At 69.7% G+C, this 22,509-nt stretch carries 17 protein-coding genes and 1 pseudogene; 7 read left to right on the plus strand and 11 right to left on the minus strand.

The window, feature by feature from the left end; genetic code table 11:
• Positions 1-670 precede the first annotated feature (670 nt).
• Complete coding sequence (locus ACGFZA_RS20890) at positions 671-799, plus strand: LPFR motif small protein (RefSeq protein ID WP_393680944.1); 129 nt, start codon at positions 671-673, stop codon at positions 797-799.
• 319 nt (positions 800-1,118) lie between these two features.
• Here ACGFZA_RS20890 and ACGFZA_RS20895 read toward each other — a convergent pair whose 3' ends face one another.
• Both ACGFZA_RS20895 and ACGFZA_RS20900 read right to left on the minus strand, forming a co-directional pair.
• Entirely contained in the window at positions 1,119-2,213 is a 1,095-nt protein-coding gene (locus tag ACGFZA_RS20895; protein WP_393680946.1) for a lytic polysaccharide monooxygenase, read from the minus strand.
• A gap of 420 nt (positions 2,214-2,633) precedes the next feature.
• Positions 2,634-3,656: a LacI family DNA-binding transcriptional regulator gene (locus tag ACGFZA_RS20900; RefSeq protein ID WP_393680948.1), complete on the minus strand. Its 1,023-nt coding sequence runs from the start codon at positions 3,654-3,656 to the stop codon at positions 2,634-2,636.
• A 546-nt stretch (positions 3,657-4,202) separates the two neighbouring features.
• On the opposite strand from ACGFZA_RS20900, the gene ACGFZA_RS20905 reads away from it, so the two are divergent.
• Positions 4,203-5,582 carry a cellulase family glycosylhydrolase gene (locus tag ACGFZA_RS20905; RefSeq protein WP_393680950.1) on the plus strand — a complete coding sequence of 460 codons (1,380 nt, stop codon included), beginning with the start codon at positions 4,203-4,205 and terminating at the stop codon, positions 5,580-5,582.
• Between the two features lie 294 nt (positions 5,583-5,876).
• Here the strand turns inward: ACGFZA_RS20905 and ACGFZA_RS20910 are convergent, their stop codons facing one another.
• The 3 genes from ACGFZA_RS20910 to ACGFZA_RS20920 all read right to left on the minus strand — a co-directional run bounded on the left by ACGFZA_RS20910 (position 5,877) and on the right by ACGFZA_RS20920 (position 9,212).
• Positions 5,877-6,380, minus strand: coding sequence for an NUDIX domain-containing protein (locus tag ACGFZA_RS20910; RefSeq protein WP_385274269.1), 504 nt, complete (start codon positions 6,378-6,380; stop codon positions 5,877-5,879).
• A gap of 196 nt (positions 6,381-6,576) precedes the next feature.
• A complete protein-coding gene (locus tag ACGFZA_RS20915) occupies positions 6,577-7,812 on the minus strand; it encodes an NUDIX domain-containing protein (RefSeq protein ID WP_393680953.1) in 1,236 nt (411 codons plus the stop codon).
• A gap of 407 nt (positions 7,813-8,219) precedes the next feature.
• Positions 8,220-9,212 carry an MBL fold metallo-hydrolase gene (locus ACGFZA_RS20920; RefSeq protein ID WP_393680955.1) on the minus strand — a complete coding sequence of 331 codons (993 nt, stop codon included), beginning with the start codon at positions 9,210-9,212 and terminating at the stop codon, positions 8,220-8,222.
• A 329-nt stretch (positions 9,213-9,541) separates the two neighbouring features.
• Between ACGFZA_RS20920 and ACGFZA_RS20925 the strand changes: the two genes are divergently transcribed.
• Positions 9,542-10,801, plus strand: a complete 1,260-nt coding sequence (locus ACGFZA_RS20925; RefSeq protein ID WP_385274278.1) for a TerD family protein — start codon at positions 9,542-9,544, stop codon at positions 10,799-10,801.
• Between the two features lie 51 nt (positions 10,802-10,852).
• Here the strand turns inward: ACGFZA_RS20925 and ACGFZA_RS20930 are convergent, their stop codons facing one another.
• From ACGFZA_RS20930 to ACGFZA_RS20940, 3 genes and pseudogenes are all read right to left on the minus strand, one after another.
• Entirely contained in the window at positions 10,853-11,428 is a 576-nt protein-coding gene (locus tag ACGFZA_RS20930) for a DinB family protein (protein ID WP_393681351.1), read from the minus strand.
• Positions 11,429-11,886: 458 nt separating this feature from the next.
• Positions 11,887-12,174, minus strand: a complete 288-nt coding sequence (locus tag ACGFZA_RS20935) for a DUF1905 domain-containing protein (protein WP_385274281.1) — start codon at positions 12,172-12,174, stop codon at positions 11,887-11,889.
• Positions 12,175-12,425: 251 nt separating this feature from the next.
• A pseudogene (locus ACGFZA_RS20940) lies at positions 12,426-12,704 on the minus strand (hypothetical protein); the annotation flags it as partial.
• A gap of 345 nt (positions 12,705-13,049) precedes the next feature.
• Between ACGFZA_RS20940 and ACGFZA_RS20945 the strand changes: the two are divergent.
• Entirely contained in the window at positions 13,050-14,864 is a 1,815-nt protein-coding gene (locus ACGFZA_RS20945) for an ABC transporter ATP-binding protein (protein WP_385274284.1), read from the plus strand.
• Between the two features lie 60 nt (positions 14,865-14,924).
• Here the strand turns inward: ACGFZA_RS20945 and ACGFZA_RS20950 are convergent, their stop codons facing one another.
• Positions 14,925-15,908, minus strand: coding sequence for a LuxR family transcriptional regulator (locus ACGFZA_RS20950; RefSeq protein ID WP_385274287.1), 984 nt, complete (start codon positions 15,906-15,908; stop codon positions 14,925-14,927).
• A gap of 175 nt (positions 15,909-16,083) precedes the next feature.
• Here ACGFZA_RS20950 and ACGFZA_RS20955 point away from each other — a divergent pair, with 175 nt between their 5' ends.
• From ACGFZA_RS20955 to gap, 3 genes are all read left to right on the plus strand, one after another.
• Positions 16,084-17,496 (plus strand): aminopeptidase P family protein, encoded by a 1,413-nt coding sequence (locus ACGFZA_RS20955; protein ID WP_393680959.1) that lies wholly within the window; start codon positions 16,084-16,086, stop codon positions 17,494-17,496.
• Positions 17,497-17,575: 79 nt separating this feature from the next.
• Positions 17,576-18,532, plus strand: coding sequence for a GlxA family transcriptional regulator (locus ACGFZA_RS20960; RefSeq protein ID WP_385274293.1), 957 nt, complete (start codon positions 17,576-17,578; stop codon positions 18,530-18,532).
• Positions 18,533-18,807: 275 nt separating this feature from the next.
• Positions 18,808-19,806 (plus strand): type I glyceraldehyde-3-phosphate dehydrogenase, encoded by a 999-nt coding sequence (gap, locus tag ACGFZA_RS20965; protein WP_385274296.1) that lies wholly within the window; start codon positions 18,808-18,810, stop codon positions 19,804-19,806.
• A 69-nt stretch (positions 19,807-19,875) separates the two neighbouring features.
• Here gap and ACGFZA_RS20970 read toward each other — a convergent pair whose 3' ends face one another.
• Together ACGFZA_RS20970 and ACGFZA_RS20975 are read right to left on the minus strand one after the other, a co-directional pair.
• On the minus strand, positions 19,876-20,877 hold the full coding sequence (locus tag ACGFZA_RS20970; RefSeq protein WP_393680962.1) for an NEW3 domain-containing protein: 1,002 nt from the start codon (positions 20,875-20,877) through the stop codon (positions 19,876-19,878).
• A gap of 26 nt (positions 20,878-20,903) precedes the next feature.
• Positions 20,904-22,352 carry a Gfo/Idh/MocA family protein gene (locus tag ACGFZA_RS20975; protein WP_393680964.1) on the minus strand — a complete coding sequence of 483 codons (1,449 nt, stop codon included), beginning with the start codon at positions 22,350-22,352 and terminating at the stop codon, positions 20,904-20,906.
• Between the last annotated feature and the right edge of the window lie 157 nt (positions 22,353-22,509).

The following is a 22,509-nucleotide window of genomic DNA, read 5'->3' on the forward strand; positions in this document are numbered from 1 at the left end:
TGTCGGTTTCTCGGGAGAGTGCCAGTTGTGTGGGAGCGCTCCCGCAATTCCAGATTGCGCGTCGCGAGTGGGGTCGGGCAATATTCGTTCGCGCCACTTCTGCGCGGTGTGGCGCAAAAGCATTTGATCGCCGAACGGGGTCCCTCCAGGGGGGTGAACGGAGCCCGTTCCCACCCGTTACCCGACGATGCGCAGATTGCTGGAGGGGTATCCGCATTTCCCGCTCTATCTGTCGTCATGGTTCCCCGATGGGTAGGCGTGAGGCGTCCCCGATGGGTAGGCATGGGATATCTTCATCCGATTCGACGGGTCAGCGCAGTGAGATTGTCGAGTGACGTGGGTGCAATGGTGTCGGAACGTCGAGGGGGCCAGGCATTCACATTCTCCCTGGATGCGGATCAATGCAGCGTGTCGCAATCCTGCGTGAACGCGATCCCCGAATCCCCGAACCGGGCCGCTTGACGTGCAGGTGAGACCGCAGAAGGCCTGTCGGTGCGTTGGATGCGCCGGTGTCCCGAGCGGCGACCGTTCCACCCCGGATCGGACGCGTTACCGGGGCGCGCGGATAGCCACCCGTTTTCGATCCCGCCGGCCGGGTACGAGCTGAGTACCGGAGTCCGCTGAAGAAATCCATTTCGAGGACCCGTCATATTCCTACGGAGGTTCTGACATGCTGAAGGCTATTGCAGACGTTCTGAGGTCCGTCGGAGGCGCCATCGCTACAGTCGTCACGCTTCCGTTCCGTGCCGTCGCGAGGCTTTTCGGCGGCGCTTCGGACAGTGCACACGGCCATCACTGACCGGCGATTTCTGCAACGGTCCTCTCGCGTCCCAGAAATCATTCCAGTCGGTCTTGAACGGCATGTGCCGCCGATCCTGAATCGGGCAGATCAGGTCCACCTGAAATGTTGCTGCCTGCGGGTCGCGGACACCTTCGGCGTGTCGACGCAGGCAGCCCCCTTCGGGAAGGTGCCGGTTCCCGCACGATGCGGGAACCGGCACGGGTTCATCGGCTGCTAGGGCGTGTTATGAAAGTAGCGTCGTCCGCCCGGAGGGCGTCGCGAGCCGGACGGGACTTTCAAATCACGCCCCAGGGGCTGTCCCGCCAGGGATTGCCGGTCAGGGATTGACGCAGCTGATCGAGCCGATCGGAAAGTCGTTGCCGGTCGATGTCGCCGTGAACCCGAAGGTGACGCTGCCGTCCGGTGGGATGGTCCGGTTGTAGTCGACGTTCTTGACCGTGAGCGTGCCGTCGGATCCTGTCGTCAGCACCCCGTTCCACACACTGCTGATCTTGGCTCCCGTGCCGGGTGTCCACTGCACGGCCCAGCCCTCACGCGCCGTCGTGCCGTGGTTCATGACCTCGACGGAGCCCTGGAAGCCGCCGCTCCAGGAGTTGGTCACGTTGTAGAGGGCCATGCACCCGGTGTGCGGGTCCGTCGGGTCCGTCGGGTCCGTCGGTGTGGGCGTCGGGTCCGGAGTCGGAGTGCTGCCCGAGCCGCGGATGCCGGTCACCTCGCCGTTGCCGCCGTCGAACACGATGTCGGAGCAGGAGAAGAAGTTTTCCTGGCTGTCCGAGCGAACCCACTGGATGAACATCACCGCGTCACCCGAGCGGCCCGACGGCAGGTTCAGATCCCAGTAGTAGTGGCCACCGTCCGTGCCCGGCGAGCCGGTCATCGGCGGGTTGGTGACGGTCTGGATCAATTCGAGGTCGTCCCAGCCGAGTTCGGTGCTGGGCGAATAGCCGGGCTTGGACATGTAGACCCGGAACGAGCCGGGGTGCGCGGCCCAGTTGCTGTGCTTCACCTGAATCGTGTTCCCGGATGTCAGATGAGTCCGAGGCCAGTCGGAGCGTGCGGCGTTGTAGCCGGTGAAGTTGTACGGCGATCGGTCACCGGCGCTGCACAGCTTTCCGTCGGGGACGTAACCCTGCCCTCGCCCACCCGCGTTGGAGTCGAGTACGGCGAACCAGTTGTACAGCGCGGTCGCGCCGCTTTCGTCCAGCGCGGCCCTGCATGCCGGGTTGGTCGGGTCCAGGGCGCCGGTGCTGGTCTTGGCGTCCAGCATGCAGAGGTACGTACGCGATCCCGGTGTCATGGTCACGCCGTGCGCCTCAGCGTTTCCCTGGCCCAGGAGCGTCAGGGCTAAACCGCTGAGCAGTGTCGCGAGCACCGTCGCCAGGGAGGCGAGTTGTTTTCTGCGTCGGGTCATGGGGGTCTCCTGTGTCCGTATGGGGCTCTGCTTCCGGTGGGGCTAGTCCAGTCGGTGCGGGGCGTGGGTGGTCCAGCTGCGCGGGTGCCGTGGTGGCGCGCACGCGCGCGGCCTCTCCGGGCGGGGTGACCCGGATGCGGCGAGCGGGGAGTCGGGGCGTGCGGCCACCCCACATGGGAGCGCTCCCACATGCTGCTCTGTAGGGGACTGTAAGAGCGTCGTCGTGTTCCTGACAACCCGTCGAACCGGAATGCGTCCAACGGATTCCGGAGGCGCAGGTCAGGGGTGTCCCGGGAGATCCCGGAGATCAGGGAGATGCCAAGCCGTCCCGGCGTGCGCCGGTCGGGTCGCTACTCGGGCCGCTGTCCGGGCCGAGAGAGTCCGGCCCGTCCGGCGGTCGACGTGGCGCGCGCAGGCGACTCAGGTGGACTCGCGCACCACCAACTGTGTCCGCAGGAGGACGTGGCGCCAGGCAACCTGCGGCTGCTCGATCTCCTCCAGCAGCAGTCGCACCATGGTCCGGCCGATCTCCTCCATCGGCTGACGGACGGTCGTCAGTGGCGGCTCGGTCTGCTCGGCCAGCTCGAAGTCGTCGAAGCCGGTCACCGCCACATCCTGAGGCACCCGGCGTCCCGCCGCGTGCAGGGCGGTCAGGGCCCCGGCCGCCATGCTGTCCGACGCGGCGAAGACGGCGTCGATCTCCGGGTGCCGCTCGATGAGTCCGGCCATCGCCCGCCGCCCGCTCGCCTCGGTGAAGTCTCCCTGGGCGACCAGGGACGGCACCGCGTCGAGCCCGGCATCGCCGAGCGCTTCCCGATAGCCGCGAAGCCGGCACTGGGCGGCGTACATCTCGGGCGGGCCGGTGATCGCGGCGATGGCCTTCCGCCCGCCACGCGCCAGATGGCCGACCGCGGCCCGCGCGCCGCCGACGTTGTCCGAATCCACGTAGGTCACCCGCTCCTCGTTCGAGCGCCTGCCGAGCAACACCGTCGGCAGCCCTGCGTCGGCGAGCATGTCCGGCAGCCGGTCCTCGGCGCGTACGGACATGAGCAGCACCCCGTCTATCCGCCCGCCTCGCACGTACTTCACGAGTCGCTGCCGCTCCGCGTCGGTACGGACGAGGGTGAGCAGAAGCTGCACGTCCGCCTCGGTCAGGGCATCACCGACCGCCTGTGCGACCTCCGAGAAGAACGGCTCGCCGAACAGTCGCCAGTCCGTCTGAGTCATCACCAGTGCGACGGCGTTCGCGCGCCGTCCGGCCAGTGAGCGTGCTGCCAGATTGGGCACGTAGTCCAGTTCGTCGATCGCGCGCTGCACGGCACGTCGTGTGGACGCCTTGACCCCCGACGCGTTGTTGATCACCCGGGAGACCGTGCCCCGCCCCACCCCGGCAAGGGCGGCCACTTCCTCCAGCGTCGGTGTGCCGGAACTCCGCTTCAGCATGTTCCCACCCCCAAGAGCACCTGATCTTACGTTCCGACAGGTGCTCGGTCCGGGTGATGCCGAAGAAGCGACGGCGGCGAAGGAGCGCTCCCGCAGCCGATGTTCATCGGACACCCTCACCCATGGGTTTGCTGGTCCAGATGTGGATCGCGAGGTTGGGGTGTGGCCCGGCTCTGCGTCCGTCCGGCCGGCGGGCACCCGCGTGACGGTATGAACGCCGGACGAGTAGTGGGCGGCCGGAGCGCGGGCCCCAGTTGCGGGGCGCGGTCACCCCCTGAAATGCAACAGCGGCGGCGAATTCCGTCCAACAGCTTGACGGCGCGTCGCGCGCCCCACCAGATTGGGAGCGCTCCCAATCCCATTGCGTCCCATCGAGCGCAACAGCCCCGAACGGCTGGTTGTGCAGGAGGACTTCACCGTGCCGGATAGTCAACTCGACCTGCGAATAAGTTCGTTACGTATCGAGGCGGGGCAGTCAGTTCCTGGCCGAGACAGTTCGGGAGCGCTCCCATCACGACATTTCCCTTACGTACGAGGAGGAATGCTATGAAACGCTTCTTGGCTCTGCTGGCAGCCTGCGCGACGATACTGGGCCTCACCGCTCTGTTCGGTCCCCAGGCTGTGGCCGCCACCGGATGCAAGGTCGACTACACGGTCACCAGCCAGTGGGCGGGCGGCTTCCAGGCCGGAGTGAAGGTCACCAACCTGGGTGCACCGGTGAACGGTTGGACGCTCGCGATCACCATGCCGGACCCCGGGCAGAAGGTGGTCCAGGGATGGAACGCCACGTGGTCGCAGTCCGGCTCCACGGTCACGGCCGTGGGCATCGACTGGAACCGCACGCTGGCCACCGGCGCGGCGGCGGACGTGGGGATGGTGGGTTCCTTCACGGGGGCCAACCCGAAGCCGACGGCGTTCACCCTCAACGGCGTCGCCTGTACGGGATCCGTCGACGGGACCCCGTCGCCCGACCCGGGTGACGACGACGGCACTCCCGTGGGCATCAACGGACAGGTGCACGTCTGCGGTGTGCACCTGTGCAATCAGTACGACCGCCCCATACAACTGCGGGGGATGAGCACGCACGGCATCCAGTGGTTCAGTCAGTGCTACAACGACGCGTCCGTGGATGCGCTGGCGAAGGACTGGAAGGCGGATCTGCTGCGCGTCGCCATGTATGTGCAGGAAGACGGTTACGAGACGGACCCGGCGGGCTTCACCAACCGTGTGAACAGCATCGTCGACATGGCCGAAGCGCGGGGCCTGTACGCGCTGATCGACTTCCACACTCTTACGCCGGGCGACCCGAACTTCAACCTCGACCGCGCGAAGACGTTCTTCGCGTCCGTCGCGGCCCGTAACGCCGGCAAGAAGAACGTGATCTACGAGATCGCCAATGAGCCCAACGGCGTGAGCTGGACGGCCATCAAGAGCTATGCCGAGCAGGTCATCCCGGTGATCCGCGCGGCCGACCCCGATGCTGTTGTCGTCGTCGGTACCCGCGGCTGGTCCTCACTGGGCGTCTCCGACGGCTCCAACGAGAGCGAGATCGTCAACAACCCCGTCAACGCCACCAACATCATGTACGCGTTCCACTTCTACGCGGCGAGCCACAAGGACTCCTACCGTTCCACCGTGAGCCGGGCTGCTGCTCAACTCCCCCTGTTCGTCACCGAGTTCGGTACTGTCAGTGCCACCGGCGGTGGAGCGCTCGACCGGGCGAGCACCACGGCCTGGCTGGACCTGCTCGACCAGCTGAAGATCGGCTACGCGAACTGGACCTACTCCGACGCCCCCGAGAGCAGCGCGGCGTTCCAGCCGGGCACCTGCGACGGAAGCGACTACAGCAGCAGCGGTGTGCTGACCGAATCCGGGACGCTGCTCAAGGGCCGCATCAGCACCCCCGACAACTTCCCCACCAGCTGATCTGGTCGGGGCTCCGGCTGCGCCGGAGCCCCGACGATCCGGGAGTACGTGCCGTCGGTGGTTGTCGATGACGGGGTTCCGCATGGGCGGGACAGGCCAGGCGCTCGTCGCACTCAGCTCACGGGATCGTCGGCACACGAGGATTGGCCGGCCGTCGTCACACGAGGAGCGACCGGGCCTCGGTGCGCGAGGACGACCGACCGGGGGTCCCATCAGCAGGACCGACCGGGGGTCAGCAGCAGGACCGACCGGGGGCCAGCAGCGAGGACCGCCTGTGCGTCGGGCGGTTCGGCGTCAGTCCTCCCAGTCCCAGCAATCGAAGTACGCCGTTGTGCCCGTGCGTCGTGCCTTCACCACTTCTTCCAGTCGGCTGAAGTCCCGCTGTGGCATGTGTGCCTGCCACTGCGGCATGGGCAGGACGCGGGCTTCGTCGTGTTCGGCGGGATCCAGGGTGAGGGACCTGATCTCGTCGGAGGTGAGCCGGCCGCCCTCGAAGACGAAGCCGATCGTTGCGTAGGGCCACTCGGCCCCGGGCTGGCCGAAGACCGTCGCCAGCAGTTCGGGGCGGCCGCCGAACACGATCCCGGTCTCCTCGCGGCATTCCCTCACCGCCGTCTCCCACGGTCGTTCGCCCGGGTCCATGGTTCCGCCGACCAGTTGCCACGGGTGGGTGCGCGAGTAGACCGCTCTCAGCTGCAGCGGATGGTCATGCTCGTCCGTGAAGAACAGACAGGCGAACGCGGTCGCCTTCAACACCGTTTCGGCGTACTGCTCCGGGGGCAGCCAGGTGGGGCTCACGCCGTGGTTTCTCGGTTCCACTCGGGGTTGCTGCAGATCCGCTCCTGCGATGCGACGCTGCTCATGAACCGGGGGCTTGGCCAACGCGTTCCGACCCTTCTGGACGATGACGGATGTGGGATGACGGTTTGGATGGTGTGGGCGGGAGCGGCGGCGATCCGGCTGTGCCCATGTGGCGCCGGCGATCGGTGCGCACTCACGTGGTGCCGGTCGGGTCCGGACCCGGTGGCGCGACCTGCTCTTCCGAAGCGGGTTGCTCGATCTGTTCGACCTGCTCGGCGTGGTGGGCAAGGATCACCTCGTGCGCCCAGGCGCACATGGTCAGATGTTTCATGGTGGCCACGTCGAACCAGCGGAACATGATTCCTTCGGTGACGGGCAACGCGTCGGCGTCGCCGTCCCAATGGCCCACGTAGACCAGGATGCGTCCGCTGGTGAGATGAGGCCCTGTGGTGGGGGCCCGGGCGTAGGGGACGAGTCCCGGAACGGTCAGTCCCGTCTCCTCGTGGATCTCGCGCGCGATGGCTTCGTCGAGGGTCTCCGCACCCTCGGGGGCACCGCCGACCAGGGACCACGTGCCCGGATCGCAGATCGGCTTGTTCGCGTCCCGCAGGTGCAGCAGGTACTGGCCTCGACGGTTGACGAGCATGACGGCCGTGCTGCTCGCCTCACGGGCTGAGGTCCCCGTCGGGAGCGGCGGCCGGTCCTGGGCGGGCGGCCGGGACGAACGGGGCGGGGAAGTGACGCAGGTGTGCCGTCGCACTCGGAAGACGCGGTACGACACGTGGTCGTCGCTGTCGGGGGAGTCGAGGGCGTCGACGCTTTCGACGCGCAGCCCGTGCTCGGTGAGCAGGTCCTCCCACAGCTCCGGGGCGAGGACCCACATGTGCACGGTGAGGTCGTCACCGCCGGCCAGCGGCAGGACCTCGGGGCGGGCGGTCACGGACTGGGAGGGGCCGTTGCCGAGGCTGTTCGTGTGAAGGGTGGTGAAGCAGAGCCTTCCGCCCGGCTTGAGCGCCGGGGCGAGGGCCGGAATCAGACGGCGGGGGTCGATGTAGGGGACCGCGCCGATGGAGTAGATGACGTCGTACGCCTCGGTGGACCGTAAGTGGTCGACTGCGTCACCCAGGAGAAGCCGGAGCCCTTCCAGATCGCCGTACCGGTCACAGGCGCGTCGGTGCTGGCCCGGTGAGGAGTCGATGGCGTCCACGACTGCTGCGTGTTCACGTACGAGGTGCGCGGCGTGCCTCCCGATGCCGGAGCCGAGGTCCAGAACGCGACGGCCGGTCAGGTCGCCGAGGATCTCGGCTCCCGGTCCGGTCGGCCAGGGGCCCCAGGAGAGGCGGTCGGCTTCGGGGATCTCCGTTCCCCGTGCGAGGTGGTGTGTGCCGTACGCGTTCCACGTGCGGAGGTTGATCTGTTCGCTGTCCAAGCCGACGTCTCCATACGGTTGTCGGGGTGCGAGGTCACGGTTGCCGGGGAGGGCCGGTCAGTCGGTTGATACGGCGGAGGGGAATCCGGCACAGCCCCGCGCGGGGTGAGCGGCGGCGCCCGGGCGGGGGAGCCCGCGCTCGAACGCAGGATGCTTGAGCGCGGCAAGGTGCAGGCGACGCACGGGTACTCCTCGGGCGCGATGCGGACAGGTAATCGGGTAACTGGCGAATCGCTCTCGTCGTCACGGGTGTGGGAGGGCGAAATCTCGATCAGAAGTGCGAATGATCGAGCTTCCCTTGACGCGACTGCGGAACACGGCCCGTGCTACCGCGTTCGCTCACTCGTGTGGGTCTGGGTCCTGCTCATGGGGGATTGCCGGAAGGGGCCTGTGTGGTGGACCGGTAATCAGCCGGTGCGCGCCGGCGGCGGTGCGGTGGGTCGGGGCGGCCAGGGATCCGTTCGGCGGCCGAGAACCGGCAGGGCCAGGGAGACTCCCGCGTGTGCGGCCTTGTGGGTCAGAAAGTCCATGGTGGTCGGGAAGTCGTCGAGGAAGGCACGGAAGGGCCTCAACGGACGGTCGAGGGAACGGAAGAAGTCGTCCCAGTGGATGGGGACGACGCGTCGGGCACCCGTGGCGGTGACCAGCCTGTGCCAGTACTCCTCCCGGAACGCCTCGTCCTGTTTGCCGAGCGCCCCGATCCCCAGGTAGACCGTGTCGGCGGCGTGACGGTCGAGGGCGCCGGGCAGGCTGTGCGCGCTGGCGTGGATCAGGAGCCGGTGTGTGCCGTGGCGGACGTGCAGCGTGTAACAGTCACCGGTTCTGTAGTCCGTGGCGCGGACCGGCGGTCGCAGCGGCCGGTCGATCCGGCCGGGGGCGAGGTCGCCCGGGCTGTGCCGGGCGGGCAGGGCGGTGAGCGTGAAACGCCCGATGGTGAACGGCACTCCCGTGACGGCCGGCTGGAAGCGATCGTCCGGGAATCCCTGCCCGCGTGCGATGTTGCGGGTGGACGATGAGCCGATGAGGCGGGCGCCCGTCGCCGCGGCCACCGCGGGGGAGTCCAGGGCGTGGTCGTAGTGCGAGTGGACGACGAACACGGCATCCAGGTGGTCGATGCCGGCTCGGCGCAGGCCGGCGTCGATGCGGGCGCGGTGCGGCCGCAGGCGGCCGAACCGCATGCGTGCCAGGCCGGGGCGGCTGAAGAAACCATCGGTGAGGATCCTGCTGTCACCGTCGTCGAGCAGAATCGTGGACACCCCGAGGAACATGGCGCGCGGTGCTCCCGGCCGAGGCGCGGCGGGTGGCTCGGACAGGTGCGTCCACGGGGTGAGGTCGGGGGCCCGTAGGCCCCGCAGCACGGCTGTCAGGCGCGGGATGCGAGGTTCGGCGCCGGCGCTCATCGTTGGCCCCCTCGACCGATTCGCAGTCCTTGATGAATGAATGATGCACCGTCAGTATCTGCAGCGGTGGCGGTGAAGTCGCAGCCTCTGCCGTGCCGGGGCGGAAAGCGAGAAGCCGGGCAGGAGGTGGCGACCGGGGCTCCCCGGTCCGTCCGTCGGTGCCGCCGACGGCGGCGCACGTCGAGGGAGAATCCGCCATTCACCGGTGTGCGGATCCCCTGGGTCGGTCAACTCCGCACGGGGCACCGCAAATTACCGCGTTCGAGGAGGAGGACACGGCAAAGTTCCGTAGCCTGCGGTAGTCGGAGTGACCATGGAGGAGGACCCGCATGTCTTTGCGCAAGGGCGCCAACACGCCCGTGGCAAGTACCCACGTGAGGGTGGAGCTGGGCTGGCGCGAAGGACCCGGGGTCCCCGACGTGGATGTGTCGGCACTCCTGCTGACGGAGGCCGGCCGGGTGCGGTCGGACGACGACTTCGTGTTCTACAACCAGCCCGTCCATCCCGGTGGGGCCGTGCGGCACGAGGGAAGGCGCCAGGACGGGGCCGGCGCGGTCGAAACGATCGGTGTGGCGCTGTCGGCGGTGGAGCAGGAGGTCGGGACCGTCGTGGTCGCGGCCTCGACGGACGGCACGTTCGGCCAGGTGCCCGGACTGTTCGTGCGCGTCCTCGACGCGGCGAGCGGTGCGGAGACGGCGCGATTCGATGCCACGGACGCCACGACGGAGACGGCGTTCGTGCTCGGGGAGCTGTACCGGCGCAACGGTGCCTGGAAGTTCCGGGCCGTCGGGCAGGGGTACGCCTCCGGGCTGGCGGGGCTCGCCACGGATTTCGGGATCACCGTCGACCGGCCTGCCCCGCCCCCACCGGTGCGGCCTGCGGCCTCCCGCCCACAGCCCGAGACGCCGCCCCCGGCACCGCAGGGCCCGCCGCCCGTTCCCGTTCAGCCCGTGCGTCTTTCGAAGATCACGTTGACGAAGACGGCACCTGCGGTATCGCTGGCCAAGCAGGGGGCGACCTCGGGAGCCATGCGGGTCAACCTCTCGTGGAGTGCTCGCCGGCCACCGCGCGGCTGGATGAAGAAGGGGCCGGGTGCCGTCCGGCTGGAGGACGTCGACCTGGACCTGTCCTGCCTGTGGGAGCTGCAGAACGGAGCGATGGGGATCGTCCATCCCATCAACAACCAGTTCGGCTCGTTCGACCAGCCGCCGTATGTCCAGCTGGACCAGGACGACCGGACCGGTACGAGCGAGGCCGGCGAGAACCTCATGATCAACCTTGATCACACGGCGGAGATCAAGCGCCTCCTCGTGTTCGTGGTGATCTACTCCGGAGCGTCGAGCTTCGCGGGGCTGAACGGAGTCGCCACGCTCCATCCGCCCGCCGGACCGCCGATCGAGGTGCTCCTGGACGAGTGCACCGTTCCCTCTCCGGTGGCCGCGATCGCGCTGATCGAGAACATCGGCGGCGAACTGATCGTCCGTCGGGAGGCGAAGTACCTCGTGCTGCCGCCCGGCATCCTCAAACAGCAGGCAGCCGACATCGAATACGGCTGGGGGCTGACCTGGCAGGCGGCCAGCAAGGACTGACCGGGGCGCCGCCCGCCCGGCACCGGTCTGACGGGCGGGCAGCGGCCCCGGTTACTGGCCCACCCGCCCGTCGACACACTCGCGAAGCAGGTCGGCGTGCCCGCAGTGCCGGGCGTACTCGTCGATCCTGTGCACCATCAGTTCCCGTACCGCGATCCGGTCCTTCCCCAGCCGCTCGCCCAGATCGGGATGCCTGGCCAGCGCGGCGTCCAACTCCGCCTGCTCGCGCTCCAGATCGGCGTACGCGGCGTCGACCATCGCCTGATCCGCGACCGCTCCGTCGAAGTCCGCGTCACTCCCGCCGTAGAGCTTGGGCAGCGGATCGGCGTCGCTGATCCAGTTGTGCCAGTCCCGCTCGACCTCGGCCAGGTGCCGGAGCAGTCCGAGCAGCGACATCGTCGACGGCGGAACCGACCGACGGGCCAGCTGTTCCGCGTCCAGTCCGTCGCACTTCATCCGCAGGGTCAGGCGGTAGTCCCTCAGGAAGTCCTGCAGCGTCGCGAGTTCGCCGTCCGGGCCGGCCCCGTCGCCATTGTTGTTGCGGGGGTCGTCGTCCGGGTCCGCCCACATGTCGGGGTAGACGGTGGCCCGGGTCCATCGTGCGGGTCGGTCGCTCATGCGCGACATGATCGTCGTCGAGGGCCCAGCCACGCCACTGATTTTCCCTACGGCCGGGACCTGTTGCCGCGAACCGCCGGGAACGGGCGGTGAACCGGCCCCAGCGCGCCGATAGCCCCACTCAGGGCACGGACACCCGCTGCCTCTCTGATCACCCTCACGAGAGCGTCCCCGACTGCCGCCCCCGGCCGGTCTGCCCACAGCGGGCCTCGCACGGGCATCTCTCATTCTCCGGTCCGGCGCCGAGCCGGACGTCGTTCCGGTACGCGTCCCGGACCTCGGGGCGCTGGTCGAAGCCGCCTGACCCGTACGTGATGACGGCTCCTTCCCGGGAGCCCGGGGATTCGGACGGGCGCGCCCCACGCACGCGTCTTGCGGATCCGTCGATGGCCCGCACCTGGAATGCGCGGGCCGGCCGGTGAGGATCCTGGATCACGGGGGACGTCGAAGGCCCGAAGGGACAGCCCTCAGATGCGTACGGTCATGCTCACGGCGACGTCATCGCCCGCCGTGAGGCCCTGCGGCCGGCGTACTGCGTTCTTGAGCGGGAGCAGATAGCCGTTGTCCCTGGGGAAGAGCGACGTGGTGAAGGTGGTCTCGCCGATCCGGGCCTCGACGGGGACCGCCCCCCAGCCGTATGTCGCCATCGCGGCCACCTCGCGGATGTCGGCGGCCTGCTCTTCTGGCACGGTGGCGAAGTAGAACGGTGAGGGCCCCCGCCATTCGATGACGCGGCCGGTGAACACAACGCGCATGGGATCGGTCCGTTCGTCTGAAGGGGCGGCGAGTCCCGGGCAGCGTACCCGGGGCGCCGTCCACGCCGACCGCGACGGTCAACCGGCCCACGGGACCTCCGTGCTCGCGAAGCAGTCCAGCCCCCGCTCGTCCCACATCCGCCCGTGGTGGGCCAGGCGTTCGCGGTACTCGGCCCCCTGCGGGCCCGCCCGCACCAGGCGGCCTCCGCCACCGACGCCAGCCGGGGCAACAGCAGTACGGTGACGTCGTCGAAGCCCTTGAACTGCTCGGCGAACAGCGTCGCTTCGACGCCCGCGACGCATGCGTCCGGAATTCCGCCGGCGGCCGGGTCCCAGGACGCGGCGTGCTCGATTCCCCGGGGCCGGTAGTTGCCGAAGCCGAGGCGTCCGGCGGCCTCCGCCTGCTCGGAGGACGCGAACTCGGCCGCGTACGGTCGGTCCAGGTACAGGTGGGACTGGGGCGACAGCAGGACCTTGCCGCCGACCTCGACGACCCGGCTCGTTCGTACGACGCTCGCTCGCCGTCGCATTCCTCAGGGGACGGCCCACCCGGCGCCACGGGACGACGGAAGGCCGGCCGGCACGTCCTTCACCACCCTTTCGCGCCGCTGAGCCCCCGCGCGCCGGTGGACGGGAATCGGCCAACGACGGGCCGCGCGGCACGGCTGCAGCGGGAAAACCCTTGGACTCGGCGCGCGCCGGACCGGGACACTGTGACCCCTCGCCCACCCCTCCTCGTACTCACACCGACGCACCGCCGCGTGCCGTGCGCCGCAGGACCGCCCCGGCGAGGGCACTCCACACCGAACCGAAACTCCGCGCGGCCGTTGAGGCACGCACCTCCTCCCGCAGCCGCACGACCACACAGGGTTGATATGGGAACGCCTGAATCGCACGAAGCGCCGGGCAGGGGCTCCGTGCTCCTCGCACTTCGTTACTACGGAAGGGAGCTGGCCCGCCGAAAACGGGTGACGCTGCCCGCGATGCTGTTGCCGGCGCTCGGCAATATCGGAATCAACTACGCGGCGCCGCTCGTCGTCGCGAAACTCGTCGGGCGTATCGCCGGCGACAAGGACACCTCGATCGGATCGATGCTCCCCTATGTCCTGGGGTTCGCCGCCGTACTTCTCCTCGCCGAGACGTTCTGGCGCATCGGTCTGCACTTCCTGAACCGCCTGGCGGCACTCTCCATCGAGCACCTGTACGTCACGGGCATGGATGAGTTGTACGCCAAGGACGCCTCGTTCTTCCACGACAACTTCGCGGGATCGCTCACCAAGAGGGTCCTGAGCTTCGCCTCCCGCTTCGAGGAGTTCGTCGACACCCTGACCTTCTCCGTCGTGGGCAGCTTCGTGCCGCTGGCCTTCGGGTCGGTGGTGCTCTGGCGCTACGAACCGCTGCTCGTCGTCGGCCTGTTGGCGATGATCGCGCTGACGGCGGTGTGTGTGGCCCCCCTCATCCGCCGCCGCCAGGTTCTCGTGGGGCAGCGTGAGGAGGCCATCGCCCGGGTGTCCGGCCATGTGGCCGACAGCCTGATGAACATGGACACGGTCCGGGCGTTCGCCGCCGAGAAGCGTGAGGCCGCCGAGCACCGCTCCCGCGTCGCGGAGTCGCGGCGGCTCATGCTGCGTTCGTGGGACTACGGCAACCTCCGCATCGACACCCTGGTCGCACCGCTGTCCGTGCTGACCAACGCCCTGGGCCTGCTGCTCGCCGTAGTTCTGGGCGGAGGAGGCAACGGCGTGGAGGCGGTGGTCGTCGCCTTCATGTACTACACCAACGCCACCCGGATCATGTTCGAGTTCAACCAGATCTACCGCCGGCTGGAAAGCTCGATGACGGAGGCCGCCCAGTTCACCGAGCTGCTGCTGACGCCGCCGGCCCTGCGCGACCCGGAGTCGCCGGAGCCGCTGCTTCCCCGCGCCGCCGACGTCCGCTTCGAGCAGGTGACGTTCGCCCACGCGGGAGCGCAGCCGCTCTTCGAGTCCCTCGACCTGTCCGTGCACAGCGGTGCGAAGATCGGCCTGGTCGGCCGGTCCGGTGGCGGCAAGACCACGCTCAGCCGGCTGCTGCTGCGGATGACGGACATCGACGGCGGCCGGATCCTGATCGGAGGTCAGGACATCAGCAGACTGCGCCAGGCGGACGTGCGCAGCATGATCGCCTACGTGCCGCAGGACCCGGCGATGTTCCATCGCACGCTGCGGGACAACATCGCGTTCGCCAAGCCCGGGGCCACGGACGCCGAGATCCGCCGCGCGGCCGGGGCCGCGCACGTCACGGAGTTCGCGGACGCCCTGCCCGAGGGCTTCGACACCATGGTGGGGGAGCGCGGCGTGAAGCTGTCCGGCGGACAGCGCCAGCGGGTCGCCCTCGCCCGCGCGATCCTGCGCGATGCGCCGATCCTGCTGCTCGACGAGGCGACGAGCGCCCTGGACTCGGAGAGCGAGATCCTCGTCCAGGAGGCGCTGTGGCGGCTCATGGAAGGCAGGACGGCGCTCGTGGTGGCCCACCGGCTGAGCACGGTCGCCACCATGGACCGGCTCGTCGTCCTGGACCGGGGCCGGATCATCGAGCAGGGCACGCACCACGAGCTGCTCGCATCGGATGGTGCCTACGCCAAGCTGTGGCAGCACCAGTCGGGTGGCTTCCTCGACGCCCCGGCCCAGCAGCAGGCAGGCCTGATCTGAACGAGGACAGTCCCCGACGCGGCCGTGGCCGGAGCCCCGAGGGGCTCCGGTCACGGCCGGTCACAGCCACCCCGAGCGCTGCGCCTGCAACGCCATCTGGAAGCGGTTCGCGGCACCGAGCCGGGCCATCAGGACCGACAGCCGGCGAAACAGCGTGCGGCGGCTGATGCCCATCTCGCGGGCGATCACGTCGTCGCTCGCGCCGCCCGCGAGGAGCCACAGGAGACGGCGGTCGCCGGGCGGCAGCCCGCCCGGCGCGGTGGCTCGGCCGTGGAAGGGCAGGGCGTTCTGCCAGGACTGTTCGAACAGCGCCACGAGTGCCGAGAGCAGACCGCACGGCTGCACGACGAGCATCGTGTTGTGTACGTCGGCCTCCTTGATCGACAACGACACGAGCGCGTACGCGTCGTCGATGATCACGAGTTTGACCGGCACCGCCGGCGCCACCCTGGCCTGCTCGCCGGCCCTGACGCACGGCTCGATGACGTCCTGCAGATGGCCCGGGTGCTCCAGCGACGCCCGCGAGTAGACGACACGCTGCGTGACACCGCGCGCGAGCGTGGCCAGCGCGTCGTCCGTCGCCCCGGCCAGCGGGAAGTACGGGGGAGACTCGAACTGCCGGATCTGGTCGCGGGCACTCGCCCACGCGTGACGGATCCGGGGGCCGACGGCGTCGCCGGTCACGACCTCGACGAGGTGGTCGTTGTACGCGGCGAGCCGCTGCCGCCGGAACGACTCGAACGCGCCCCCGACGGCGATGCGCGACTCCTCGACCTCGGCCGCCCGGTGCCGGGCCAGGATCTCCAGGCCCGCGGCGGGCGGCACCGGAGCGACGACGTCCTCGCCCTCCTCGGCGGCACTGGCCAGACCGGCGTCGACCAGCGAGGCGTACGCCGTGGCGAGTTCCGCCCGCCCGAGACCGCACGCGGATCCGATGGCACTCAGCGGGGCGGGGGCCAGCTCCAGCAGCGCCAGATACACCTGGCCCGCCGCTGGATCGATCCCCAGAAGCCGGAGCGCCTCGCCGAGTTTCGCGGTCGTCATGGACGCCATTATCGACGGTCGCCGCCCTGCTTGTGGCCGATCCGTGCCAGTGGCGGATCGAGGCCCCACGCCTGCGCGGCGCGGGATACCGTCCGTGAGCCGCCGCCGGCGGGTGTCCGGAGTCCAGCCGAACGGACCCTGTCGTCGGGGAACCATCGCGAAGAAGGAGCAGGACGTGGCGAAAGGCCGAAAGAACGGTCTCTACTCAGGGATCTCCGAGGAACTGTCCGCGTTGATGAGGACCGGGTGGGCCGACACCGAGCAGCACGACCTGCTGCCCGGCGAGCAGGCGCCGCACGCGGCCCGCCGCCGTGACGCCCTCTCCGCGCGTTTCCCCGGCGAACGCCTCGTGATCCCCTCCGGCAACCTCAAGGTCCGGTCGAACGACGACACCTACCCCTTCCGTCCGTACTCGGGGTACGTCCACATGACGGGCGACCGGGCCCGGGACGGCGCGCTCGTACTCGAACCGCGCCCGGACGGCGGCCACGACGCCTACTGCTTCCAGCTGCCGCGGGACAGCAGGGACAACGACGAGTTCTGGACCGGCCCCACCGCGGAGCTCTGGATGGGCCGGCGCCGCTCCCTGGCCGAGTCGGAGCGTGTACTCGGACTGCCCTGCCGCGACGTCCGGACCGCGGCCCACGACCTGGCCGCCGCGACCGGTGTGCCGACCCGGATCGTGCGCGGCGTCGACCCGGCCCTGGAGGCCGCCGTGAACACCGACGAGGAGCGCGACGCCGACCTCGAAGAGGCCCTCAGCGACCTCCGCCTCGTCAAGGACGACTGGGAGATCGGCGAGCTCCGCAAGGCCGTGGACTCCACCGTGCGCGGGTTCACCGACGCCGTCGGCGAACTCTCCGGAGCCGTCGCCTCGTCCGAGCGGTGGATCGAGGGCACGTTCCTGCGCCGCGCCCGCCTGGAGGGCAACTCCGTGGGATACGGCACGATCTGCGCCGCGGGCGACCACGCCACGATCATGCACTGGACGGACAACGACGGCCCGGTGCGCCCGGGGGAACTGCTCCTGTTCGACGCCGGAGTGGAGACGCACACCCTCTACACCGCGGACGTGACGCGCACGCTCCCGATCAGCGGGACGTTCACCCCGCTGCAGCGCAAGGTCTACGACGCCGTGTACGAGGCCCAGGAGGCCGGCATGGCCGCCGTCAAGCCGGGCGCCGCGTACCGCGACTTCCACGAGGCCGCCCAGCGCCACCTCGCGGTCCGGCTGGTCGAGTGGGGCTTCATCGAGGGCCCGGCCGACCGTGCGTACGAGCTCGGTCTCCAGCGCCGCTTCACCATGGCGGGCACCGGGCACATGCTCGGCCTGGACGTCCACGACTGTGCGCAGGCCCGGCACGAGGAGTACGTCGGCGGAGTCCTGGAGCCGGGCATGGTGCTCACCGTCGAGCCCGGACTGTACTTCCAGCCCGACGACCTCACCGTCCCCGAGGAGTGGCGCGGCATCGGCGTCCGGATCGAGGACGACCTGCTCGTGACCGCGGACGGTCACGAGAACCTGTCGGCGGGCCTGCCGCGCTCGGCCGACGACATCGAGGCGTGGATGGCCCGGTTCGCGGCCTGAGCAGCGGCCACCGACCCGGCCACGCCGAGGGGCCCGGCCCGCTCGTCGGCGCGGCCGGGCCCCTCGTACCCTGGAGTCCGTGCCAGCCTCCCGCCTCCACCGTGCCGCCGTCCTCGTGCTCGAAGGCGCGAAGCCGCTCGATGTGGGCATCCCCGCGCAGGTGTTCTCGACGCGCGCGAGCATGCCGTACGAGGTAAGGGTGTGCGGCGCGGCGCCCGGCCTCGTGACCGGTGGTGACGGGCTGTCGTACCACGTCGCCGACGGTCTCGACGCGTTGGAGTGGGCCGACATCGTCTTCATCCCCGGCTACCGTTTTCCCGATCGCGACGACCCGCCGCCACCCGTCGTCGACGCGCTCGTCGCCGCCCACGACCGGGGCGCGCGGCTCGCGGCCATCTCCACGGGAGCCTTCGCGCTCGCCGCCACGGGCCTGCTCGACGGCAGGCGGGCGACGACGCACTGGCACTACGCGCGGGCGCTCGCCGCGAAGCATCCCCTCGTCCGCGTCGACGAGAACGTGCTGTTCGTCGACGAGGGCACCGTCCTCACCTCGGCCGGCGCCGCCTCCGGGATCGACCTGTGCCTGCACATCCTGCGCGGGGACCTCGGCGTGGCCGCGTCGAACCACGCGGCCCGGCGGCTGGTGGCGGCCCCCTACCGGAGCGGCGGGCAGGCCCAGTACGTGCCGCGCAGCGTGCCGGAGCCGCTCGGCGAGCGGTTCGCCGCCACCCGCGAGTGGGCGCTGCGCAGGCTCGGCGAACCGCTCACCCTGGAATCCCTCGCCCGTCACGCGGCGGTCTCGCCGCGCACGCTCTCGCGTCGCTTCGTCGAGGACACGGGCTACACCCCGATGCAGTGGGTCATGCGGGCCCGCATCGACGTGGCCCGAGAGCTGCTGGAGCGCTCGGAGCGGAGCATCGAGCAGATCGCCGCCGAGACCGGACTCGGCACCGGGACCAATCTGCGGCTCCACTTCCAGCGCATTCTCGGCACCACACCGAGCGAGTACCGGCGCACCTTCGCCAGCAGCGACTAAGGGCTGTCCCGCAATTCCTGGCGGGCGCACGACGACAGCTACGGCACCTCGCCGCGTTGTCGAAACGCCCGAATACATCCAGTATGCGGGCGCCCCTCCGCCTTGCGATGCACCGCATCTGACGCCGCGCGCTGATCCACCAGGAATTGCGGGACAGCCCTTAGCCGCGGAAGGGGGTGGCGCGATCCTTTCGAACCGTGGCGCTCACGCCGCTGCCGTGGCAGGTTGCCGCGAGCGAACCTTGGTAGCGAACCGCAGGGACGAAGGGACACCCCATGACTCGCATCGCCATCAACGGATTCGGCCGCATCGGACGCAACGTGCTGCGCGCACTGCTGGAGCGCGACAGCGACCTCGAAGTCGTCGCCGTCAACGACCTCACCGAGCCCGCCGCCCTGGCCCGGCTGCTCGCCTTCGACTCGACGTCCGGCAGGCTGGGGCGCCCGGTGACGCTCGACGGGGACGTCCTCGTCGTCGACGGCCGCCGCATCAAGGTGGTCGCCGAGCGCGATCCGGCACAGCTGCCCTGGGCCGAGCTCGACGTCGACATCGTGCTGGAGGCCACCGGCCGCTTCACGTCGGCGAAGGCCGCGCGCGCCCACATCGACGCCGGTGCGAAGAAGGTGCTCGTCAGCGCGCCGTCGGACGGCGCCGACGTCACGCTCGCGTTCGGTGTCAACACCGACGCCTACGACCCGGCCCTGCACACGATCGTCTCGAACGCCTCGTGCACGACCAACGCGCTCGCGCCGCTGGCCAAGGTGCTCGACGAACTCGCCGGTATCGAGCACGGTTTCATGACGACGGTGCATGCCTACACGCAGGAGCAGAACCTGCAGGACGGCCCGCACCGCGACCCCCGCCGCGCCCGCGCCGCGGGTGTGAACATCGTGCCGACGACGACCGGCGCCGCCAAGGCGATCGGCCATGTGCTGCCGAACCTCGACGGCAAGCTGTCGGGCGACTCGATCCGCGTCCCCGTTCCGGTGGGTTCGATCGTCGAGCTCAACACCACGGTGGCCCGCGACGTGTCGCGCGAGGACGTCCTGGCTGCCTACCGCGCTGCCGCGGACGGTCCGCTCGCCGGGGTCCTGGAGTACTCCGAGGACGCCCTCGTCTCGTCCGACATCACGGGCAACCCGGCCTCGTCGATCTTCGACTCGGAGCTCACCCGCGTCGAGGGCCGGCACATCAAGGTCGTCGCCTGGTACGACAACGAGTGGGGCTTCTCGAACCGTGTCATCGACACGCTCCAGCTCCTCGCCAACGGCTGACCGGCCAGGGGGCCCCGCGGCAGGCGCTCGGCGCCGGCCACCGGGGCCCCGGCCGTTCGTGGACGACGCTCAGGGAGCGATCGCCATGTCGAAGAGGTGGACGTTCCCGTTCGCGGGCAGGACCACGAACTCGACCGTCCTGGACGGATCCAGCGGGACCGAATGGGCGAACACGCTGTACTTCACCGTGGCGTTGCCGTATCCGTCGGGCCGGTTACGGCCGTCCGTGGACTTGACCAGGGTCGCACCGTGGGCATCGACCGGGTCGAACGACCAGTTGGGGAAGCCGAACGATCCCGTGGTGGTCGTGCCGTCGGTGTAGTAGACGGTGGCCTTGCCGGTGGCGCCGCTCCCGACGCCCGAGCCGAGGAACACCAGCTTCGACCCCTGGCCGGCCAGTGAGACGGCCTGCCCGGCGCTCGCCACGTTGTCCTTCGTGCCGGCCGGCACGTCCGGCCACGTCAGGGTGGCGCCGAGTGCGTCGACCTCGCCTCCGGGCGTCAGACCGACCGCGGCGAGTTTCTGTGCCGAGAAGCTGTTGCCCTCCCCGTCGTAGTTCCCGGCCGTCGTGGCGGACTCGTCGGTGATCGCCACACCGTTGTAGGCCGCCGCCAGGTTCGCCTGCGGCGATCCGGAGCGGTCGGTCCGGGTGCCGGTGGCCGTGGTGAGGCCGTCGCCGCCCTGATACGTCGCCGTCGCCGTGAACGTACGGATCACGAACCCGGAGCGCTTCTCGGGGACCTGGATCCGAAACGTCGTGGTGGCGGAGGCGCCCGTGGCGAGGGAGCCGGACACGCTCTGCACGGAAGGCTGGACCGCCCATCCGACCGGCCCCGCGAAGGACACCTTGAGCGAACGCAGGCGCTGCGGTGCGGTGTTCCTGACGGTGACCTCCACCGTCGAGATGACCGGTCCGTCGAGATCCACGGGGGAGACGGTCACCTCGGTCTTCGACTCGGCGGCTGCCACGGCAGGCGCGGGCGCGGCCGTGGCCGCCTGTGCGGGAACGAGCAGGACCGCGGCCGCCAGCGCGGCGGCTCTGAGCGGGTTGATCAGTCGGGCCGGTCTCATGGCGTGCTCCTTGGAGAGGGAGGTCGTCAGACGACGGGGGGCATCTCGGTGGTGCGCGAGTCGAGCCCCATGCGCAGGTTGACCCAGGAGCCACGGGTGAAGTCAGGGATCTCCACCGGACGCCCCTTCGCGGCGAGGGACTTGACGCTCAGTGGAACCGGTGCGCACCACGAGGCGGAGTCGTACACGTCGATGTCGGGGACGAGACCGGCCCGCATCAGCTGGACCGTGCGCCACTGCAGGACGTAGTCCATGCCGCCGTGGCCGCCGTTCTCGGCCTCGTCACCGAGCTCCTTCCACAGCCAGTGGTCGAACTCCTTGCGGTACGTCTCGAAGTCGCGCCAGGTGTCGCCGCTGTGGTCCGGCTCGAAGTAGACACGTGCGTCGGTGGTCGAGGTGCCCGCGTAGTCCTCGAAGATGCCCCGGCTGCCGGCGAGCGAGTTGATCCGGCTGTACGGGCGGGGCGCGCTCACCGCGTGCTCGGCCCGGATCGTCCGGCCGTTCGCCGTCCGGATCTGACAGGTGACCAGGTCGCCGTTGATGTACGTCTCGTTCCAGGACGGGTGGGACTTCGGCATGAAGCGCTCGCGGTAGTCGGCGAGTCCCTTCGGGGCCGTCGCGGTGGCCGTCAGCGTGGTCATCCGGTCGCCGCGGTTGATGTCCATGGCGGCGGCGATGGGCGCCAGCCCGTGCATGGGGTAGAAGGACGCGGTGGAGCGGGTGTGCCACAGACGGCGCCAGGAGTCGGTGTAGTAGGTGTCCGAGAACAGCAGCGCACGCAGGTCGTGGAGGTAGCCGCCGTGACCGTTGGTGAGCTCGCCGAACACGCCCTCATGGCCCATCTTGAGCATCGCCAGCTCGTTGCGCCCGTAACTGCAGTTCTCGGACAGCATCAGGTTCTTGCGGGTGCGCTCCGAGGTGTTCACGAGGTCCCACAGCTCGTCGAGCTCGGTCGCGATGGGGAGCTCGACGATCACGTGCTTGCCGGACAGGAGTGCGGCCCTGCCCTGTTCGTAGTGGAACTCCCAGGGAGTGGCGATGTAGACGAGGTCGATGTCGTCGCGCTTGAGCATCTCGGCATAGCTGTCGGCGGAGCCGCCGAACTCGGCCGGACGCGGCTTCCCGTCGGCCACCAGCCGGTCCGCGGTGCGCTTGGCGCGGTCGGCGCGGATGTCGCAGACCGCGGCTACGACGCAGCCGGGGATGAGGGACCACCCCGTGGTCATCCCGGATCCCCGGTTTCCGAGCCCGATGACACCGACGCGGACCGTCGCGTGCGGCTCGAACGGGACGTTGACCATGGACTTCTGACCCGCTGCCCGACGGGGCGCGGCGCCTTCGGTGAGCAGGGAGGCCGCGGCGGACGCGGGAGCCGCCGAAGCAGGTCCGGCCGAGCCCAGACCGACGGCGAGCGCTCCGGTGGCCAGCGTTCCCCCCAGGACCAGACGGCGTGAGACTTCAGGGATTTCAGGCATGCGACAACGCTCCTCGCTACGCGACCGGCATCACTGGCGGGGACGACTCTCGCCGGAGCGACGGGGGCATGTCAAGAGTTGCTCACCATCGCCGACTTTCGAGCATTAGCGAGCATTCGATCGACGCCGGCTGGTTGTGCGGCCCCGCACGTGCGGT

The sequence above is a fragment of the Streptomyces sp. NPDC048211 genome (assembly GCF_043202315.1).
Classification (GTDB): Bacteria; Actinomycetota; Actinomycetes; order Streptomycetales; family Streptomycetaceae; genus Streptomyces.

Excerpts from the sequence above, each read along its gene's own strand:
- ACGFZA_RS20890 (WP_393680944.1), top strand. The coding sequence starts at position 671 with ATGCTGAAGGCTATTGCAGACGTTCTGAGGTCCGTCGGAGGCGCCATC.
- ACGFZA_RS20895 (WP_393680946.1), bottom strand. The coding sequence starts at position 2,213 with ATGACCCGACGCAGAAAACAACTCGCCTCCCTGGCGACGGTGCTCGCG.
- ACGFZA_RS20900 (WP_393680948.1), bottom strand. The coding sequence starts at position 3,656 with ATGCTGAAGCGGAGTTCCGGCACACCGACGCTGGAGGAAGTGGCCGCC.
- ACGFZA_RS20905 (WP_393680950.1), top strand. The coding sequence starts at position 4,203 with ATGAAACGCTTCTTGGCTCTGCTGGCAGCCTGCGCGACGATACTGGGC.
- ACGFZA_RS20920 (WP_393680955.1), bottom strand. The coding sequence starts at position 9,212 with ATGAGCGCCGGCGCCGAACCTCGCATCCCGCGCCTGACAGCCGTGCTG.
- ACGFZA_RS20925 (WP_385274278.1), top strand. The coding sequence starts at position 9,542 with ATGTCTTTGCGCAAGGGCGCCAACACGCCCGTGGCAAGTACCCACGTG.
- ACGFZA_RS20930 (WP_393681351.1), bottom strand. The coding sequence starts at position 11,428 with ATGTCGCGCATGAGCGACCGACCCGCACGATGGACCCGGGCCACCGTC.
- ACGFZA_RS20935 (WP_385274281.1), bottom strand. The coding sequence starts at position 12,174 with ATGCGCGTTGTGTTCACCGGCCGCGTCATCGAATGGCGGGGGCCCTCA.
- ACGFZA_RS20945 (WP_385274284.1), top strand. The coding sequence starts at position 13,050 with ATGGGAACGCCTGAATCGCACGAAGCGCCGGGCAGGGGCTCCGTGCTC.
- ACGFZA_RS20950 (WP_385274287.1), bottom strand. The coding sequence starts at position 15,908 with ATGACGACCGCGAAACTCGGCGAGGCGCTCCGGCTTCTGGGGATCGAT.
- gap (WP_385274296.1), top strand. The coding sequence starts at position 18,808 with ATGACTCGCATCGCCATCAACGGATTCGGCCGCATCGGACGCAACGTG.
- ACGFZA_RS20970 (WP_393680962.1), bottom strand. The coding sequence starts at position 20,877 with ATGAGACCGGCCCGACTGATCAACCCGCTCAGAGCCGCCGCGCTGGCG.
- ACGFZA_RS20975 (WP_393680964.1), bottom strand. The coding sequence starts at position 22,352 with ATGCCTGAAATCCCTGAAGTCTCACGCCGTCTGGTCCTGGGGGGAACG.